This window comes from Bacillus sp. JJ1122, from assembly GCF_036964885.1.
In the GTDB taxonomy this organism is placed as follows: Bacteria; Bacillota; Bacilli; order Bacillales; family Cytobacillaceae; genus Mesobacillus.
Genome location: NZ_JBALQL010000023.1, coordinates 192,349 through 210,119 on the forward strand (window position 1 = coordinate 192,349; position 17,771 = coordinate 210,119).

Annotated in this window: 16 protein-coding genes; all 16 read left to right on the forward strand. The window is 44.9% G+C overall.

The annotated features are described in order from the left end of the window. Positions 1 to 86 precede the first annotated feature (86 nt). Positions 87 to 569 carry a C40 family peptidase gene (locus V7201_RS14090; RefSeq protein ID WP_335377374.1) on the forward strand — a complete coding sequence of 161 codons (483 nt, stop codon included), beginning with the start codon at positions 87 to 89 and terminating at the stop codon, positions 567 to 569. A gap of 169 nt (positions 570 to 738) precedes the next feature. After that, positions 739 to 2,055 carry a short-chain fatty acid transporter gene (locus tag V7201_RS14095; protein ID WP_335377375.1) on the forward strand — a complete coding sequence of 439 codons (1,317 nt, stop codon included), beginning with the start codon at positions 739 to 741 and terminating at the stop codon, positions 2,053 to 2,055. Between the two features lie 426 nt (positions 2,056 to 2,481). Continuing rightward, the gene (locus V7201_RS14100; protein ID WP_335377376.1) at positions 2,482 to 2,637 is read left to right on the forward strand and encodes a hypothetical protein; all 156 of its coding nucleotides are present in this window, start codon (positions 2,482 to 2,484) and stop codon (positions 2,635 to 2,637) included. Positions 2,638 to 2,902: 265 nt separating this feature from the next. Further along, a complete protein-coding gene (gene yhfZ, locus V7201_RS14105) occupies positions 2,903 to 3,835 on the forward strand; it encodes a GntR family transcriptional regulator YhfZ (RefSeq protein WP_335377377.1) in 933 nt (310 codons plus the stop codon). 67 nt (positions 3,836 to 3,902) lie between these two features. Beyond that, positions 3,903 to 4,283 (forward strand): PRD domain-containing protein, encoded by a 381-nt coding sequence (locus tag V7201_RS14110; protein ID WP_335377378.1) that lies wholly within the window; start codon positions 3,903 to 3,905, stop codon positions 4,281 to 4,283. Beyond that, positions 4,280 to 4,639 (forward strand): DUF2620 domain-containing protein, encoded by a 360-nt coding sequence (locus V7201_RS14115; RefSeq protein WP_335377379.1) that lies wholly within the window; start codon positions 4,280 to 4,282, stop codon positions 4,637 to 4,639. The genes V7201_RS14110 and V7201_RS14115 overlap by 4 nt, the downstream gene beginning before the upstream one ends. A gap of 24 nt (positions 4,640 to 4,663) precedes the next feature. Next, positions 4,664 to 5,956 (forward strand): YhfT family protein, encoded by a 1,293-nt coding sequence (locus V7201_RS14120; RefSeq protein WP_335377380.1) that lies wholly within the window; start codon positions 4,664 to 4,666, stop codon positions 5,954 to 5,956. A 233-nt stretch (positions 5,957 to 6,189) separates the two neighbouring features. Next, a complete protein-coding gene (locus V7201_RS14125; protein WP_335377381.1) occupies positions 6,190 to 7,107 on the forward strand; it encodes a phosphotriesterase family protein in 918 nt (305 codons plus the stop codon). After that, complete coding sequence (locus V7201_RS14130) at positions 7,108 to 8,238, forward strand: aminotransferase class V-fold PLP-dependent enzyme (protein WP_335377382.1); 1,131 nt, start codon at positions 7,108 to 7,110, stop codon at positions 8,236 to 8,238. A 40-nt stretch (positions 8,239 to 8,278) separates the two neighbouring features. After that, positions 8,279 to 9,439, forward strand: coding sequence for a YhfX family PLP-dependent enzyme (locus V7201_RS14135; RefSeq protein WP_335377383.1), 1,161 nt, complete (start codon positions 8,279 to 8,281; stop codon positions 9,437 to 9,439). A gap of 2 nt (positions 9,440 to 9,441) precedes the next feature. Then, entirely contained in the window at positions 9,442 to 10,635 is a 1,194-nt protein-coding gene (locus V7201_RS14140; RefSeq protein ID WP_335377384.1) for a phosphopentomutase, read from the forward strand. A 215-nt stretch (positions 10,636 to 10,850) separates the two neighbouring features. Then, positions 10,851 to 11,225 carry a hypothetical protein gene (locus V7201_RS14145; protein WP_335377385.1) on the forward strand — a complete coding sequence of 125 codons (375 nt, stop codon included), beginning with the start codon at positions 10,851 to 10,853 and terminating at the stop codon, positions 11,223 to 11,225. Positions 11,226 to 11,624: 399 nt separating this feature from the next. Continuing rightward, positions 11,625 to 13,304 (forward strand): DUF4855 domain-containing protein, encoded by a 1,680-nt coding sequence (locus V7201_RS14150; protein ID WP_335377386.1) that lies wholly within the window; start codon positions 11,625 to 11,627, stop codon positions 13,302 to 13,304. A gap of 150 nt (positions 13,305 to 13,454) precedes the next feature. Beyond that, positions 13,455 to 13,823: a hypothetical protein gene (locus V7201_RS14155; protein ID WP_335377387.1), complete on the forward strand. Its 369-nt coding sequence runs from the start codon at positions 13,455 to 13,457 to the stop codon at positions 13,821 to 13,823. 382 nt (positions 13,824 to 14,205) lie between these two features. Continuing rightward, positions 14,206 to 15,624: an N-acetylmuramoyl-L-alanine amidase gene (locus V7201_RS14160; RefSeq protein ID WP_335377388.1), complete on the forward strand. Its 1,419-nt coding sequence runs from the start codon at positions 14,206 to 14,208 to the stop codon at positions 15,622 to 15,624. A gap of 162 nt (positions 15,625 to 15,786) precedes the next feature. Next, positions 15,787 to 17,721, forward strand: a complete 1,935-nt coding sequence (locus V7201_RS14165) for a S8 family peptidase (protein WP_335377389.1) — start codon at positions 15,787 to 15,789, stop codon at positions 17,719 to 17,721. Positions 17,722 to 17,771: the final 50 nt, after the last annotated feature.

The window sequence follows — 17,771 nt, forward strand, 5'->3', positions numbered from 1 at the left end:
TCGTTCAAAAGTTTGAAACGAAAGGTGAAAATCCTCCGACTAACATTGTGTAAAGCAAAACATATAAACAATTGGGGGCATGAAAAGTGGACGCAGTAACAAAACGGTTCTTTATTGGGCTGGGAATATTTGCATTGGCGGCAATGGTTTTCTTAGGTGCATGGCAGCAAAAGGCAGAAGCGAGCGTATCGTGGGGGCAAGAGGTAACAGAGGTAGCAAAGCTTTATAAAGGTGTGAAATACAAGTGGGGCGGTAAGACACCAAAACAAGGTTTCGATGCATCCGGCTTCACTCAATTTATCTATGACGATTCCGCTGCACATATCAAGTTGCCGCGTACGACTAAGGAACAATATAAAGTAGGCGAGAACGTGTCCACAAAGGATCTTCAAGAAGGCGATTTAGTTTTCTTTAATACTAACGGTAAAGGCGTTTCATTCGTAGGGATCTACCTGGACAAAGGCAACTTCATCGCTGTTACAGTCTCTAAGGGAGTCTCCATTCAATCCATGGACTCAAAATACTGGAAAACAAAATATGTAGGGGCAAAACGCGTGTTAAATCAATAGTAGACGCACGTTCTAAGTACACCCCAACACACTAACGCATTAACCCGCTGGGGGTCTGACCCCCAGCGGGTTAATGCGTTAAAGGGGGACACAGGAAGGAATCCATATTTTGGGACATGTTTTGTCCAGGTGAAAATATACTTTATTAACAATAGAAAGGAGTGATATCTTGTTATCTTCAATTGCTGATCGTTTATCGAGAGGGGTACAACGTTTTTTGCCTGATGCATTCGTCATAGCGGTGCTTCTCACTTTATTCGTGTTTATTGTTGGCTTTTTTACGAATCCTGCAGAACCCATCACACTGGTTAAATCGTTTGGGGATGGCTTCTGGGTGTATCTTGCATTCACTATGCAAATGGTTCTTCTCCTGATGACAGGTATGGTATTAGCATCTGTTCCTTTTGTTAAAAGAGGCCTTGAATCTCTTGCCTCCCTTGCAAACACCCCGAATAAAGCATATGTTTTAACATTTACTGTTACGGCTATTGCTTATTACATTAACTGGGGTCTTGCAGTCGTAGTTGGAGCAATTCTCGTGCGTGAAGTCGGAAAGCGAAATCAAAATGCCCATTTTCCACTTCTGGTTGCCGCAGCCTACTCGCCAACGGTTTTATACACCGCTGGACTTTCCAGCTCGATAGGTTTGACTGTAGCGACAAAGGATCATTTTTTAGCAGATGTTATGGGAGTAATCCCAACATCCGAAACCATTTTCAGCTCTTCAACCATAATTATTTTTCTAGCTCTATTCCTAACGATGCCGGTAATCATCTGCCTTATGGCTCCAAAGACAAACATTAAGCCGTATGTTGCCAGAGAAGTTCCACCTAAGAAAAAGGAGACGGAAGAAGTCGATGAAAATACTCCAGCGCTAAAATTGGAGAGAACTCCGATCCTCGGCATTCTTACTGGAGCAATTGGTCTCCTTTATGTTGTGAATGAATTTCTAAGCGGCCGTGACTTGGACTTGAATATTATCAATATCATGTTCCTTTCACTCGGACTTCTATTCCATAGGTCCCTGGGGCAATTTGGAGAAGCTTTTAAAGAAGCTGCTGGTTCAACATCACCAATTATCTTACAATTTCCATTCTATGCAGGGATTATTGCAGTGCTGGGGAGTTCTGGGCTTGGCCAGGCAATTATCGATGGTATGGCATCAGTGGCAAATAAAGAAACGTTTGATATCTTTACGTATTGGTCAGCAGGTGTAGTCAATATGCTAGCTCCTTCAGGCGGAGGACAGTGGGCCCTTCAAGGACCGCTTCAAGTTCCTGCCGGGATGGCATTAGGTGTAGACCCTGCAACTATTGCCATGGCTGTTGGCTGGGGAGATGCCTGGACCAACTTGATTCAGCCATTTTGGGCTTTGCCTATCCTAAGTGTGGTCGGACTTCATATCCGTCATATCATGGGCTACTGCTTCCTGCTCGCAATCTGGGTTGGAGCACTCACTACAATACTTATGTTATTCGTCTACTAATAAAGAGAGCTGTGCTGTGCTCCAACACACTAACGCATTAACCCGCTGGGGGTCTAACCCCCAGCGGGTTAATGCGTTAATTGGGAACAACAATTTTCATATCCAGTTATTTACCATGTTTAATGTTTTGCTCGCTGAGGTAAATAGATGGAACTTGGATTACTTTGAGGTTAAGAGTCCATTTTTTAAAGATCGGGTGAAAGTAGTGGCTTTTATGAATGGATTTTCATAAATTAAAGCAAGAAAGTTATTGTTAAATCAATGAAGCTAGCAAGTCAGTTATTTGTAACCTCACTGTAATACACATGAAAAGGTCTTCTACTATAATAGTAGAAAATTGTTCACAAATATATTAACTGGAATTCCATTTACAATTATTCTAGTTTTATATAAAATGTTCATATTGAATTCAGGAGGTCCTTGTCATTGGAACAACAGATGAAACAGGCGGAGTATAATCAGGAACTCGTTTTTGATGTAATTAAAAAGGCATATGAAAAAGGCATGAACGAAAAAGAAATGACAGTGCAGAAAATAGTCGAAGACCTAAAAAACGACTTAAAGAATACTCTATTACGATAAACCAAGCAAATGGATGCCCTAAAAGCCGCCATTTGCTTTTTTTCGGTTTAAATAACATTGAACGGTAACACTTTAAAGCTTTACTTCACTGGGGGTCAGACCCCCAATCCTTTAAAGTATTAACGCGCCGGGGGTCTGACCCCCGGCGCGTTGGTGTGTTAAAGCGATGCCCCTTCTTATTTTGGAATTCGCTTGTTAATTGAATTTGTATTCGTTATACTCTTAATATACAGAAAATTGTATATTGATGTCGAGGTTGTGTGGTATGAGTCGAATTGATGAGAGTTTATATTCTAAGAATGGTTTGGCGGCTAGGTATATCGCCAGGGAATTAATCGATATTTCCGCTGGGCAAAGGATTCCCCGGGTCAGTGATTTTACGGAGAAGCTTGCACTTGGAAGGGGCACGGTCCAGGGGGCGTTGAAGGTCCTTGAAGATATGCGGGCAATCAAGCTTGAATCGCGAGGGCATCTAGGTACATTCCTATTAAAAAGGGACCTCAATCTGCTTTACGAGATTGCAGGCATAGGGCCGGTCATCGGCGTTATGCCCCTGCCGTATTCGCGCAAATATGAGGGGCTTGCAACGGGGATTATCGAGATGCTTGAAAAAATCAACAAAAGAACAGGACTTGCCTATATGAGAGGGGCAATTCCGCGTGTCGAAGCCCTTAAATCGAGGCGCTATGACTTTGCCATCATGTCTCTCCTGGCAGCAGAAGAGGCAATAAGCACGTTCGATGGTCTAGAAATTAATAAAACATTCGGCCCAGGATCCTATGTTACCTCCCATAAAATCTTTTTTTCAAATAAACGCTTCTCAAAGATTGAAGATGGCATGAAGGTTGGGATTGACTATTCATCCGTTGACCAGGCTGAAATCACAATGCTTGAGTGTGAAGGGAAAAAGGTAGAACTTGTGGAGGCTGGATACATGCAGCTTTTCTCGATGCTGACAAAAGGAATTATCGATGCGGCCGTGTGGAATGCGGATGAAGAAAAAACATTGCAAACCTTCCCGTCATCAGATTTTTATTCGCCAAAAGCTAAAGAAATTGCGGCAAAGGCTACAACAGCAGCAATGATTGTAGAAACATCCCGTACAAGAATAAAAGAGCAGCTTGAACTGCTGGACACAAAGGAAGTAATCCACATCCAGCAAGAAGTAGTCACAGGTAAAAAGTATCCTCATTACTAAGAAACTGAAGTTCTGGTTTCTTTGTAATCTTAATATACTAAATACTGTATACTGGAGGGAAAATCAAATGAACATAACTCAATTAAAAGAAAGATTAAAAATCCTCGCTGAAAACAATGTCATTTCTTTTCGATCTGCTGAACTTACTACCCAGGCATTCACACAGCTTCAGCAAGCTTTGCTTACTGATGATATTCCGAATTCAGAGATGCTGTTTACCCACCTGTCAACGGCAATTACAAGAATTGAAAGGGGTGAAGAAATCGGAGCTCCAATGCCTGAAATCCTCACTGAAATAAAAACATCTAAGTACTATTCAGAAGTGGTGCAGCAAGTTAATTTTATCGAAAGCCTTTACGGAAGTAATTTGCCAGCGGAAGAAATGGACTATTTAATGATTCATTACACAAATGTATATCAGCAGAATGAAGGAGGAAGCAACGAATGAAAATAGTGATTGGCGGACAAGTTGACAAAAAAGAGATTGAAAGTTTAGTAAAGGAATTCGACAGCAGCATTGAAACAGTGATCAAATCGGACCTTGATGCAGCCATGGCTCTTAAAACCGGACAAGTCGATTACTATCTTGGTGCCTGTCATACGGGCGGGGGCGGAGCGCTGGCAATGGCAATCGCACTAGTAGGCAAACCGAAATGTGAAACGGTATCCATGCCAGGAAGGAAGCCCGACGTACAGAAAGTTGTAAGCGCTGTCTCAGAAGGGAAAGTGGCATTCGGTTTTACAGCTGACCATAAAGAAGCTGCAGTTCCAATGATTTTAGAAGCTATTAAAAATAAAAACTAATAAATAGGCAGGGGGAAAATAAAGATGGAAATGATATTTATCGTCTTGATCGGTGCTGTCGCAGCAGTATTGGCAAACAGAAATATTGCTGTATTTAATGATGGCTTGCGCCCAATCGTTTCGGAACACGTAGAGGGAACCCTCACCCGAAGAGATTTGGCTTTCACGGCATTTGCGATGAGCTTTGGTCTTGTAATCGGCTTCGGGATCCCGTTCACACTGTCCGCAAGTATCATCCTCGTTCATAGTATTTTGCTAGGAACGGATATTATTGGTCTTTTAACTCCGAAAAATAAATGGGGTACACCTGCTGCAGCTGTGATTGGCGGAGCATATGGTGCAGGCTTGCTTGTAGGACTTGAAGGTTTTGTAAAATTATTCGATCACCTGCCATTGAACTTCCTTGATGCAATGGGGCAGGTAGGCGCACCGGTTGTTGTAGCGTTCATGGCTTTCCCTGCGCTTGCAGTTGCGATGCAATTCAGCGTGAAAAAAGGGGTTATCACTTTTATCGTTTCTGCCCTCGTAAGACAATTAGCAGTGTGGCTGAACACTAGCAAACTATTAATGGTTTCTGGCACAGCGATTACATTGAACCAAGAAGGTATGGCACTTATAACTGGAATGATCTTTTTATTAGTTTTTGCAATGAAGGAAAAGCGTGAAGAAGGCTCATCGATTGATTTGGCTGCGGTCTTCAGTGACAAAGTAGCAAAAATCAGGGGCAATGTCGTTTATTTCATGATCATTGGCGGCTTGATTGCCGCAGCTACTAATCTTGCCGTAATGGCAGGGGATCCAATTTCCCTGAACCTTTTAGCCGAAGGTAAAAATACCGACGCTGGAATCGCGGCCGCTGCGCGAGCACTAGGCTTCATCCCGCTCGTAGCCAGTACAGCAATCGCAACGGGTGTTTACAGCCCGGTTGGGTTCACATTGATTTTCGTTGTTGGACTTTTCTCACCTAATGTTTGGGTAGCATTGATTGGCGGCGTTATCGTCATTTTCGGCGAAGTCATGCTGTTAAGTTCAATTGCTAGATTCCTTGATAAATACCCTGGAGTTCGTAATTCTGGCGAAAATATCCGCAGCGCCATGACGAAGATCCTTGAAGTTGCTCTATTAATCGGCGGTGCGAACGCAGCGAATGCGATTGCTCCTGGATTTGGCTTCTTCTTCATCGCAGGCTTCTACCTGTTGAACGAAGTCGCCGGCCGTCCAATCGTCCGTATGGCAGTCGGACCTGTAGGCGCAATCGCCGTCGGTATCATCGCAAACATCCTGGTTGCGTTAGGACTCATGGTGATCCCGCAATAAGCTTGCGGTATTGGAGCTGGGGGTAACGCACAATACCTTTTAGCGCTGGGACTTATCGAAATCCCGCAATACCATGTCTGCCTTGAAACTTATAATAATGTTCATCCCTAAATAATCATTGGGACGGTCAATAAAATAACCCCAAAGCGGCTGCTGATAACTCAATAATTTGAGAGGACTTATTAGCAGCTGCTTGTCTATGGGGAACTTCAATAAGAATGGAGTGCATCAGGATGATCCAAACTGTTTTAGGTAAAATCAGGCCGGAGGATCTTGGGATTTGCTCGGTGCATGAGCATTTATCGATCGATCTTTCACGGATAAAAAAAGATCCGGATACGATTTTAGACGATGAGCCTGGCATGCTGGAGGAATTGGAGGATTTCCATTGCGAAGGCGGCAGGGCCATGGTGGAAGTGACGAATGATGGTATGGGCCGCGACGTGCTGCGGCTGAAGCGGTTGAGTGAAAAGTCAGGTGTACATATTATTGCCTGCACTGGTTTTTATAAGGATCCTTTCATACCAGAGTACGCTCAAAATTGGACTGCTGCCCAATTTGCGGAGCATTTTATCAAAGAAGCCACAGAAGGAATCGATGGAACAGGGATTTTACCAGGGGTCATCGGTGAAGTCGGAACGAGTAAAAATGAAATCAAACCGATTGAGCGGGAGCTGCTGATCGGGGCTGCGCTTGCCGGCATGGAGACGGGTCTTCCAGTGACAACGCATACGACTCTTGGAACACTCGGCTATGAACAGGTTCAACTTCTGACAGCGCAAGGGCTTGCAACGGACCAAATCATTATAGGGCACCAGGACTTGAATCCGAATTTTGATGAGGTCTTGGCCGTACTCGAAACCGGGGTCTATATCGACTTTGACACGATCGGAAAAAATAATTACCGGCCGGATGCGGAGCGGGTGGAATTTTTGCTTGAATTCATCCAGCGAGGCTTTGAAAAACAAATCCTGTTGTCCGCTGACTTGACGAGGAAATCGCACTGGAAAAAGCACGGAGGTCCGGGGTATGGACTCGTCCTTAGAGATTTCATTCCCCAGCTTAAAGCAAAAGGTGTTACCCAGGAAACGATTGATCAATTATTGATCTCAAATCCAGCAAGGGCTTTTACCATAAAGGAGAGATCGTAAATGTCTAGCTATGATGTGAAAAAACTGAAATATGCAGAATCGGTGTTGCCCAGTCTGTCGATTGAAGAAGCAAAAAAACTGCAATTCAAGCTTGTCCACATGATGAGCCGCCATTTTGAGGGCAAGCAGTTTTTATCGATGGGGGATTTGGGCGTTTCGCCAAAGTGGAAGCGTCCTGAGCAGACATACCGGGTGGAACGCGCGATTGCGGACTTTTTTGAAACGGAAGAATGTGCACTTGTTAGAGGCGCAGGGACCGGGGCAATCCGCATCGTATTGAGCACGCTGCTTTCAGCGGGAGATAAAATGCTCATACATTCCGCTCCCGTTTACACAACAACAAAAGAGACCATCCGGATACTTGGAATCCTGACGGAGAAAGTCGATTTTAACGAGCTCGATTCTGTAAGGGAAGCGGTAAAAAATACGGATGCCAAAGTGTTTTACATTCAGCATGCGCGCCAGCAGCCAACCGACACCTATCATTTAAAAGAAGTAATTGAGGCGGTAAAAACGGTCCGTCCTGATCTGCCGATTGTGGTCGACGATAATTATTGCGCCTTCAAAACGAAAGGAATTGGCGTGGAATACGGCGCGGATTATTCTACTTTTTCAGGATTCAAGGTGCTTGGTCCGGAAGGTGTAGCCATCATAGTCGGGAAAAAGGCCGGCCTGGACGTCATTCATGAACGGAATTACTCAGGCGGCGGACAGGTCCAGGGATATGAAGCGATGGAGCTTCTCCGGATGATGACCTTTGCGCCTGTATCACTGGCGATCCAGAATGAGCAGGTCGAGGAGCTTTGCCGGCGATTAAATGAAGGAGAAGTGCCGGGAATTAAGGCGGCATACATGACAAATGCCCAATCGAAAAATGTCATCGTCGAACTGGGAATGCCTGTGGCGCAGAAGGTCATTGCTTTAAGTGACAGCAACGGGGCAGCGACACACCCAGTTGGTGCCGAATCAAAATATGAAATCATCCCGATGATTTACCGCGTATCCGGAAGCTTTATCGAGGCGCAGCCCCAGCTGAAGGAATACGGACTGCGAATCAATCCGATGAAAGCCGGTGCGGAAACGATCATTGATATTTTGAAAAAAGGAATCCCTGCAGCACTAAAGGACTAATTTTTACACCAAAGAATCCCATGTTAAAGGGGGGAGCTTCGTGTTTTTAGATGTGACAAAAAGAAGGAATCCAAAGCTGATCCAAACTGGAGTGACGCTGCATCAGAGCGGGCAGATTCCGCCGAATACGTATGTGATTGACATGGATATCTTGCAGGAGAACGTAAAGATGCTTGCAGAAACAGCAAATGCCCATGGAATCCAGCTTTATTTTATGAGCAAGCAGCTGGGAAGACTGCCGCAAATTGGGATGATGATTTCTGAGAGTGGCATTGAAAAAGCGGTCGCTGTTGAATTTGATGAAGGGAAAACACTGTTTGACGCTGGCGTTAAAATCGGCAATATTGGACATCTTGTCCAGCCTGGGAAAAATCAGTGGAACGAGGTCTTATCTTGGAATCCCGAGGTGGTCACCGTTTTTTCAACCGAGCGGGCCAAGCAGGTATCTGAGGAAGCAGTGAAACAGGGAAAAGTACAGGATATCCTTGTTAAAGTTTATGGACCACAGGACCTTATTTATCCAGGGCAAGAAGGAGGATTCCGATTGGAGGAACTTCCGGCCGAGCTCGCAAAGCTGTCAGCACTGGCGGGAATTCGTGTGGCCGGGGTGACGACATTCCCGAATTTCCAGCTTGCGGAGAGCAAGGAGGAAATGGAGCCGACCGAGAATTTCTATACGCTGTTAAAAGCAAAGCAAATCCTTGAAGACCATGGATTTACTATAGACCAAGTGAATGGACCAAGTGCGACGAGCTGCGAAACGATTCCGTTTTTAGCTAGAAGTGGAATTACTCATGGGGAACCGGGACACGCGTTGACAGGTACAACCCCGCTGCACGCTCATCGCGATTTGCCTGAAAAGCCTGCAGTGATTTATGTGACGGAAGTATCACATGAGGATAACGACTATTATTATGTCATCGGTGGCGGGTACTATGGCCGCTCTAATATGACAGGCTGCCTTGTGGCGGACAATGAAGCGGCTATTTTGGATCGCCTGGTACCAGCATATGAAGTTTCCCCAGAAGCGATTGACTATTATGGCCGAATCGGAAAGCCTGACGCTTTTTCTGTAAAAATTGGAGACACCGCGGTATTTGCCTTCAGGACTCAGCTATTCGTCACCCGTGCCCATATTGCTTTGGTAAAGGGAATCCAAAACGGCAAGCCGGAAATCGTCCATTTTGAAAGGAAGTGGTAGGAATGGCAAAGCTGATTTTGCTTGTCATTGACAGCTTCGGGATTGGGGCAATGGATGATTGCGGGGAGTTCAATGGCGCAGATTGCAAGGCGCATACTTATAAGCATATTCGTGAAACAGTTCCAACCCTGAAGATACCGGCTATGTATCGATTGGGCCTTGGAACGCTCGTAGATGGGATGGAACCTCCGCTTACCGCATATGGCCGTTCTGCCCTTGCACACCATGGGGCTGATACATATCTTGGGCACCAGGAGATTGCCGGGAGCTGTCCGAAACAGTCAACGAAAAGGCTGATGAAGGACATTCATAAAAAATTGGCGGCTGCCTTGGGTCATGCAGGGTACGAGATCAGCTATCCATGGCAGGAGCGGCCGGTTTTTGTCGTGAATGATGCGTGCGTGGTCGGGGATAATCTGGAGTCATCGCTGGGCAACATTATCAATCTATGTGCAGATTTTAACAAAATGCCTTTCGAAGAGTTAAAAAAAGTTGGCAGGATTGTCAGGGAAAACGTTGATACGAGCAGAGTGATTGCCTTCGGAAGTCCTCGTACGTCGCTAGATCATATTTTGTCAGTGGTTAAGGAGAAGAACCCGGGACAATGGGGTGTCGATGCCCCGAAAGCCAGAGTGTATGGGGAAGGTTATGATGTCTATCATATGGGTTACGGCGTGAATATCGACGGACAGTTCCCGATGATCGCTGCGAGAAGCGGCTTGAAGGTTTATCGAATTGGCAAAACCGCAGACGTTCTCCATGGAGAAGGTCCAGAGTTTCCGGTTGTAGATTCAAAGGAAGTGCTGCGGATTCTAGAGGAAACTTACGAGGCGGAGAAGGACGATGCTGCATTCCTGGTAAACGTTCAGGAAACAGACCTGGCTGGTCACGCGGAAGACCCGGAATGGTATGCGCAAATCCTGAATTACACTGACTCATGGCTGGAACAGTTCCTGCCCAAAATGGAAGAGGAAGACATCATCATCATCATGGCGGACCATGGAAACGACCCGACAATCGGACACTCCAACCACACGCGAGAATTCGTGCCAATCCTGATTTACGGAAAGCAAATCCGTCAGGCTGACATCGGCACAAGACAATCAATGGCAGACATCGGAGCCACCATGAGCGCCTTCTTCAACCTGCCCCCAACAGACCAGGGCAAAAGCTTTCTTAAAGAAATCACACGGTAATTAGTATCAATGCTTCACCACACTAACGCACTGGGGGTCAGACCCCCAGTGCGTTAGTGTGGTGAAGCGCGAAGGGAATGGTAATCCTTCCCATGCTGTCGATGACCCCCATAAACTGGCGAAAAAAGTCGATTTGTATTTATGTAGGAAGTTATGATATGGTAGTTATGTTACTTTTATGCAGTACAGTATGTGTTTAGGGGGTTCCTTAAATAGTGTTAAAAGATCTTGCTCCAGGCGTAAAAATAAGCATTTCCAGATCGATTTCGAAGTCATTTGAGCAGTATATGAGCAGAATTGGCTGGGATGAAAATAAGTATAGCCTTGAGGACTTTATCAAGGAATGGCGTCAGTACATCATTAACTCTTCATCGTGGTACAGCCAGCTCAGTGAGGAAACGAAGGCTGATCCTGTTTTTCATGAAGAACTCGCTGCAAAGATCAATGAAACAATCGAAAAAATCTTCAATGAAGAACCTACTCAGGAACAAATTGAAGGGATTGAAAAGCTGCAGCAGCAACACGGCAAAGAATTAGATTACTCTTGCAAGATGGAAGCAAAGTATATCATCGACTCGCAAAAAAGATAAGCTCATATAAAGAGCAGAAATATAAAATAACAGTGCAATACGATTGATGATCTCGACTTATCATAACTTTCATATAGAATCATGAAGCTTGCCATATATATTTCTTTCGAAGGCAGCCCCAGCTATTGGGGCTGCCTTTTTGCTATGCATCAACTCAACGGTAATCCCTCTACTCCTTTTTGAATGAATCGGTCGCTTCAATAATATTATTAATTACCACCACGAGTATTTTGAAATAATATTTTTTCCAATATATGAAACCTTATCCAGCTAACATACGTCTGTAAAATTGGAAACAATATACTAGAAATCGCAAGTATAGTGTTAAAATTTTACAAGTGGAGCCGATACTTACATTATTGAGCAATAAAAATAGCAGTAAAAGAAGAGGTACTTACTATGAAACGACTAGCAGCTTTATTATTGAGTATGGCAGGATTGATCAGCCTGATGCCGGGACAGGCCGCCGCCGCAGAAACGACCTTCTCGGATCTCACTCGCAGCCACTGGGCTTACCATGACATCAGCTTTCTGACAGAGAAGGAAGTAATCATGGGTTTTAATGGCAAGTTTATGCCAAACGTAACAATCACGCGGCTCGACGCTGCAGTCATGATGGGACGGGCGATGCAGTTGAACGCTCCCGCTGAACCGACGGCAGCAGTCCCTACAGATATGTTCCTGACAACCAGGGGATATAACGAGGTGCTCGCTGGCATCGAAAAAGGAATGTTTGTCTTGAACGAAAAAGGGGCATTCCAGCCGAATGAGCCATTGACAAGGAGAGATATGGCACGGGCAATAGCTGCAGGGTTCGATTACCAGGGCAAGGGCAAATCGGCCTTCAAAGATATCCCAGTAACCGATCCAAACTATCCATACATTGATGCCATTGCTGCCAATAAAGTGACCACGGGATACAGTGATGGTACATTCAGGCCGGAACTTCCGGTGGATCGCCTTCAGTTTTCGGTTTTCCTGGCGCGCATCTACAATAAGCCGTTGGAGTACACCGTCAAGCAGGATGGAGTCACACTTCACACTGTCAGAGACGCGGAAGAGGCAATCAGACTTGCTTTGAATTATCCGAAGGCGACGGTTCATCCTGTGAGCAATACACTCGTTACATATTCTGAAAAAACAGGAGCACTTGGCGAAACTGGAATTCGCAACGGAGCGCTGATTTATAATGGAGCGGAGCGCACGATTCCGTTCACTCCGGATTTCTTTAAGTCATACATAACCCCTAATGGAAGCTGGGGTACATTGTTTGAGACCTTTATCCTGTTAGGCCGCAGTTATCCAGGAGGCGAATTTGGAGTCCACGCTAAAAATAATGCCAATTATTCTGATTGGGACTGGTACCTCAATGAGACATTTGCAGACCACGGGGCACTTAAAAATCTGAACGAATCAGCAAAAAGCCTTCAAAAAACGGTCAATGTTTATATTGCGATTCCTTACCCGAAAATGGGTGGAACAATTGTCGATCTTGAAGGCAAGGAACATCCAAACTCAATGTCCGAGCGCGAAAAATTAGTAGAATGGTACATTGGTCAAACTGAAATGCTGTGGGATGTCGCAGGATATTCGAATCTTAACTTCAAGGGTTACTACTGGTTAAGTGAAACGATGGGACACCGCGAGGATGAAAAACTCATTAACGATATTGCGGATAAAATCCATTCTAACAACAGAATGTTCATTTATTCGCCGCATGCGACATCATCCAATTTTCAGTATTGGAAAAATTACGGCTTTGACGGAGCTTATCTTCAGCCGAATGCATTCAGGTTAAAGCTAACAGACACACCGGCCCGTCTTCATAGAGCCTTCCTGCAGGCGCAAATCTACGGCAGCGGAATCAATCTTGAAATAGACCAATATGGCCCTAATCAAATGGAAGCTGGCCTGCAGAACTTCAGGCAATACATCGACATGGCTCAACGCTATGGACTTCCGGGCCAATCCCTGATCGTCTATCAGGGCGTTGGAATGGTCGACAGAATGGTGAAAAACTGGAACCAGCCATCCTACTACCAGGCCTATCAGCTCTTGAGCAGCCTGGCGTACCAATAAAAAGCAAGGGGCCTGCCACCTTGCTTTTTTATACCTTTGCAGAATGCTTCTGCTAGTAGTAGAGTTCTTCTATCGTGACAAGACTTCCTCAATTAGAAAAACGACTTTTGAAACCGAGCATGCCAGATAATAAATTGAGGTATATTACATATGAAAAAGTCATTAAAAATTATCTTGATCACCTTACTAGTGAATGGGCTTATCGTTGGAGGTTTGGTGCTTTTTGTTGTCCATTCTGTTCAACCTGAAAAATTTGACCGGAAAACATGGACTAGCAATCCCGAAAAACGTAGGGATATGGTAAGTGACCTATTATCCATCACGGAGTTAAAAGGGATGTCAAAATCAAAAGTAGTTAAGCTCTTAGGCCAGCCGGAAAATAGTTATTTTAAGGAACCTGACAATATCGTTTACTTATTAGGTGACGAGGGCGGCTTAATCAGTATTGATAGAGAATGGCTGATAATATGGTTTGACGAAGGAAATAGCGTGTCTAATTATGAAATTAAAGTTGATTAGACTATTAGGTTGAAAAAATATTTCTTGTAAAAAGGGGAGGTGCCTGCACCTTCTCTTTTTCTGTCAGGTATCAGCCTAGTAAATTAGCCACCCACCACTAAACGTTTATAGCCTATACGTCGCATTTTTAAAAGAAAATCCTGTAAATTCTCAACCCAAACTATTCCAACTACTCCAAAATTACTTATATCCCCAAAATCAAACAAGATGAAACATGTAATTTATTCCAAAAAATTTGCCAGAAAACGTTGATAAATCAGTAATTAGCTCGTAATCTCCTAATTTTTGTAACACAATTCCCCTTTTTATAGCTAAATTGGATGATTCAGGCACCATTTCCATGTGTTAAAATGTAGAAAAAAGACGAAAGGAGCAGACGAGAATGAAGCGATTTGTCATAAGTATTTTACTAGCTTTGTTGATTCTGCCATTCACAGCGAAAAGCTCCGAAGCGGCTGTTTCCTTTTATGATTTAAACAGTACGCATCGGGCTTATCCAGAAGTTAGTTACCTTGCCGGTGGAAATATAGTCAATGGAACAGGGGGTTATTTTTACCCCAATCGAGAAGTAACGAGGGCGGAAGCTGCAACCATGCTTGGGCGCGCGTTAGGCCTCAATGGAACAAAGCGTGTAACTTGGTTTAAGGATGTCGACAGCGGAAGTTTTGCTTCAGGCTACATACAGTCAGCAGCAGAGAAAAGCGTAATTTCAGGCTACCAGGATGGAACGTTCCGGTCTGAAAATCCAGTCACTCGTGGCGAAATGGCCATATTGATCAACAGGGCTTTCGGATATGGCGGTTCTGATACAGTAACGTCAGCCAAAAAGCTGATGGAAAAAGGGATTGCACAAGGAATTACGTCTGATAATTTTGGTTACGAGCTAAAGATTAAGAGAGCGGATTTTTCGATCTTTTTAGCGAGAGCGATCAATTATAAATACCGAATCAATGCGAATGTAGAGTTCGGCGGAGATCTTCAAGTAGCAGCAGGTGGAGATACACTGAATGTTCGTACAGGTCCATCAACAGCCTTCACTTCTGTTACCGCATTGCCGGATGGGGCGAAGGTAGAAGCAGCTTACAGAGTGGGTGAATGGGTTTTCATCCGTTCCGGCTCTGTTGAAGGTCTGGTACATGGCGAATTTTTAACAGGCTCTTTTCCATCCTTCATGAACCCGCCATTGCCAGCATCAGCACCAAGTCCATTAACATCCCAAATGATTGTCATCGATCCAGGTCATGGCGGTTATGACCCAGGTGCAAGCGGTCTTGGACTTCAGGAAAAAGCAGTGGTACTTGATACAGCCTTGAAAGTAAAAGCGCTTCTTGCTAAAACACCATTCTCTTTCAAATTAACAAGAGAAACCGATGTGTATTTAACACTTGCGCAGCGTGTTAGCCTGGCGAAAAGCGTGGGCGGAGATACATTCGTCAGCATCCACGCCAATGCTTTGAACGGTTCAGCAAATGGAACAGAGGTCTATTACTATAATTCTGCCTATGAAAATCCATATTACTCTGACAGCAAAAAGCTCGCACAAGCGATCCAAAATCGTTTGGTAGCAGCATGGAACACACAGGACCGCGGCATTGACCATGGCGATTTCCACGTCATCCGTGAAAATACCATGCCAGCCGTACTAGTCGAACTTGGATTCATCGATAACAAAGCTGATAACCAGAAGCTCGGTTCATCATGGTGGCGCCAGGAAGCAGCCGAGGCAATCTACCTTGGAATCCTCGACTACTACAAAGCAAAAGGCTACAACGTCTCATACCTTTACAACGTTGTAAATTAATAACTCTATCAATTAAAATACGAACCTATTACAATAAGAAAGGAGTCTGAATAGTAGACTCCTTTTCTTGTATTTGAAACATGGGGACGGTTCTCGTGTTTCACACATAAGCGGGATTTCAGGTCGACATTACGAAAACAGCTTTAGAAACGGGGAATGAGCATGAAAAAGATGATTGCAGTATTACTGGCTTCATTATTAATGACCTCGGCGGCTGCCCCAACCTTTGCTTCCACAGTTGAATTGCAGGCTGAGCAAGAACGTTACATAGTATTTTTTACAAATCCATTGAACACTGAGCTGATTGAGAAAAATGGCGGTGAATTCGTCCAGTCATACACCGCTGTTAATGCGGCGACAGTAGAAATGGAACAATCAAAGCTGGAAGGCATGCGTGCTCTAGGCCTGATCAGCAGTTTTCATGAGGAAAATAAGTTCGAGGAAAGTGCGCAGACCACTCCATGGGCTCACGCTAACATCAATATCCCGAAGAAGGTGCCATCCACTTTATCAGGAAAAGGCGTGAAAATCGCGATCATTGACACGGGCGTCGATTCAAACCATCAGGATCTGACGGTAAAGGATGGAACATGTACCCTTGATGACTCGATCAGTCCAGACGCCTGCGACCATGGCTATATCGATGAAAATGGACATGGAACGCATGTTGCTGGCATCATCGCGGCTAAAAATAACGATATCGGCATTGTTGGTGTTGCTCCAGACGCGGAAATCTATGCGGTAAAAGCGCTAGACGGCAACGGGGATGGAACAACGTCCACCATCATGGCCGGAATTGATTGGGCCATCCGAAAAGGCGTCAACATTATCAACATGAGCTTAACCACAGAGTACCCTGACATGGGAATCAAAGCGATGGTAGACAAAGCAAATGCGAATGGAATCATCGTTGTAGCAGCTGCAGGTAATGCTGGAACATTATCAGGAAGCGATGAAACAGTCGAGTATCCCGGGAAATTCCCAAGTGTCATTGCTGTGGCTTCTGTAAAATCAGACAATCGCAGAGCAGCGACATCAGCAACAGGTGCAGAAATTGAACTTTCAGCACCGGGCGAGATGATTTATTCCACACTTCCAACACGTGTGGCGGCAGCAGGCTATGGGACGATGAGCGGGACTTCAATGGCTGCACCGTTTGTAGCCGGGATGGCAGCTCTTTATAAGGAAAAATTTCCGAGCTACACGAATGAACAAATCCGTACTCTTTTACACAAAAATGCGAAGGACCTTGGAATCGCCGGCAGGGATCGCTTATACGGCTACGGACTGATCCAGACAGACACCGTTCCGGTTGAAAACGCACAAGCGCCAATCACATTGGCAAGCACCGGCAATGGTTCCTTCAAATTAAATATGCAGCCGATTTTGGAAAAATATCAGGCTTATTCGATTTACCGTGATGGAAAATTGATTGCTAATAACGCTGCCAGCGCAACCTTTGAAGACTACGGAACAAAGGGCGATATAAAGTATACGATTTATCCATGGGCGAACGGCTCCATGCTTATGGATAAAAAAGATGATGAAACGGTCTCACTAAGCAGTCCGGCTATACCTGACCTGACCAACTCAGCCTGGTACAGCCGAAACATGATGTACCTTTACTCTGCGGGCATCTTAAAAGGGGATGCATCAAACCGGCTGCAGCCATCTAAGAATGTAACCCGTGCCGAAGCAGTGGCGATGATGGGAAGAGCAGTCGGACTGGATGGGAAGCAAAGGGCGACTAAGTTCACCGACGTGCCGAGCAGCAGCTTTGCATCCGGCTATATCCAATCAGCCGTAGAGCGCGGAATTATCAGCGGGCGCGCTGATGGAACCTTCCGCCCGAACGATCTCGTAACCCGCGCAGAAATGGCCATCATGCTATCAAAAGCCTATAACCTGTCTGCAGGGCCAACTGGCAGCTTCACCGACGTACCAGCAGGAATGGCCGGCTACCAGCAAATCTACAACCTGGCAGCAGCCAAAATTACAACAGGATACCCAGACGGAACCTTCAAACCAAATGAAAAAATGCTCAGATCCAACTACTCCGTCTTCCTGTCCAAAGCAGCAAACCCAAACTTGAAATAAACTAATGCCATATCAAAGTCATACACTAAAGCAATAACGCGTTGGAGCGC

Excerpts from the sequence above, each read along its gene's own strand:
- V7201_RS14110 (WP_335377378.1), top strand. The coding sequence starts at position 3,903 with ATGAACATAACTCAATTAAAAGAAAGATTAAAAATCCTCGCTGAAAAC.
- V7201_RS14165 (WP_335377389.1), top strand. The coding sequence starts at position 15,787 with ATGAAAAAGATGATTGCAGTATTACTGGCTTCATTATTAATGACCTCG.
- V7201_RS14125 (WP_335377381.1), top strand. The coding sequence starts at position 6,190 with ATGATCCAAACTGTTTTAGGTAAAATCAGGCCGGAGGATCTTGGGATT.
- V7201_RS14120 (WP_335377380.1), top strand. The coding sequence starts at position 4,664 with ATGGAAATGATATTTATCGTCTTGATCGGTGCTGTCGCAGCAGTATTG.
- V7201_RS14150 (WP_335377386.1), top strand. The coding sequence starts at position 11,625 with ATGAAACGACTAGCAGCTTTATTATTGAGTATGGCAGGATTGATCAGC.
- V7201_RS14115 (WP_335377379.1), top strand. The coding sequence starts at position 4,280 with ATGAAAATAGTGATTGGCGGACAAGTTGACAAAAAAGAGATTGAAAGT.
- V7201_RS14140 (WP_335377384.1), top strand. The coding sequence starts at position 9,442 with ATGGCAAAGCTGATTTTGCTTGTCATTGACAGCTTCGGGATTGGGGCA.
- V7201_RS14155 (WP_335377387.1), top strand. The coding sequence starts at position 13,455 with ATGAAAAAGTCATTAAAAATTATCTTGATCACCTTACTAGTGAATGGG.
- yhfZ (WP_335377377.1), top strand. The coding sequence starts at position 2,903 with ATGAGTCGAATTGATGAGAGTTTATATTCTAAGAATGGTTTGGCGGCT.
- V7201_RS14160 (WP_335377388.1), top strand. The coding sequence starts at position 14,206 with ATGAAGCGATTTGTCATAAGTATTTTACTAGCTTTGTTGATTCTGCCA.
- V7201_RS14130 (WP_335377382.1), top strand. The coding sequence starts at position 7,108 with ATGTCTAGCTATGATGTGAAAAAACTGAAATATGCAGAATCGGTGTTG.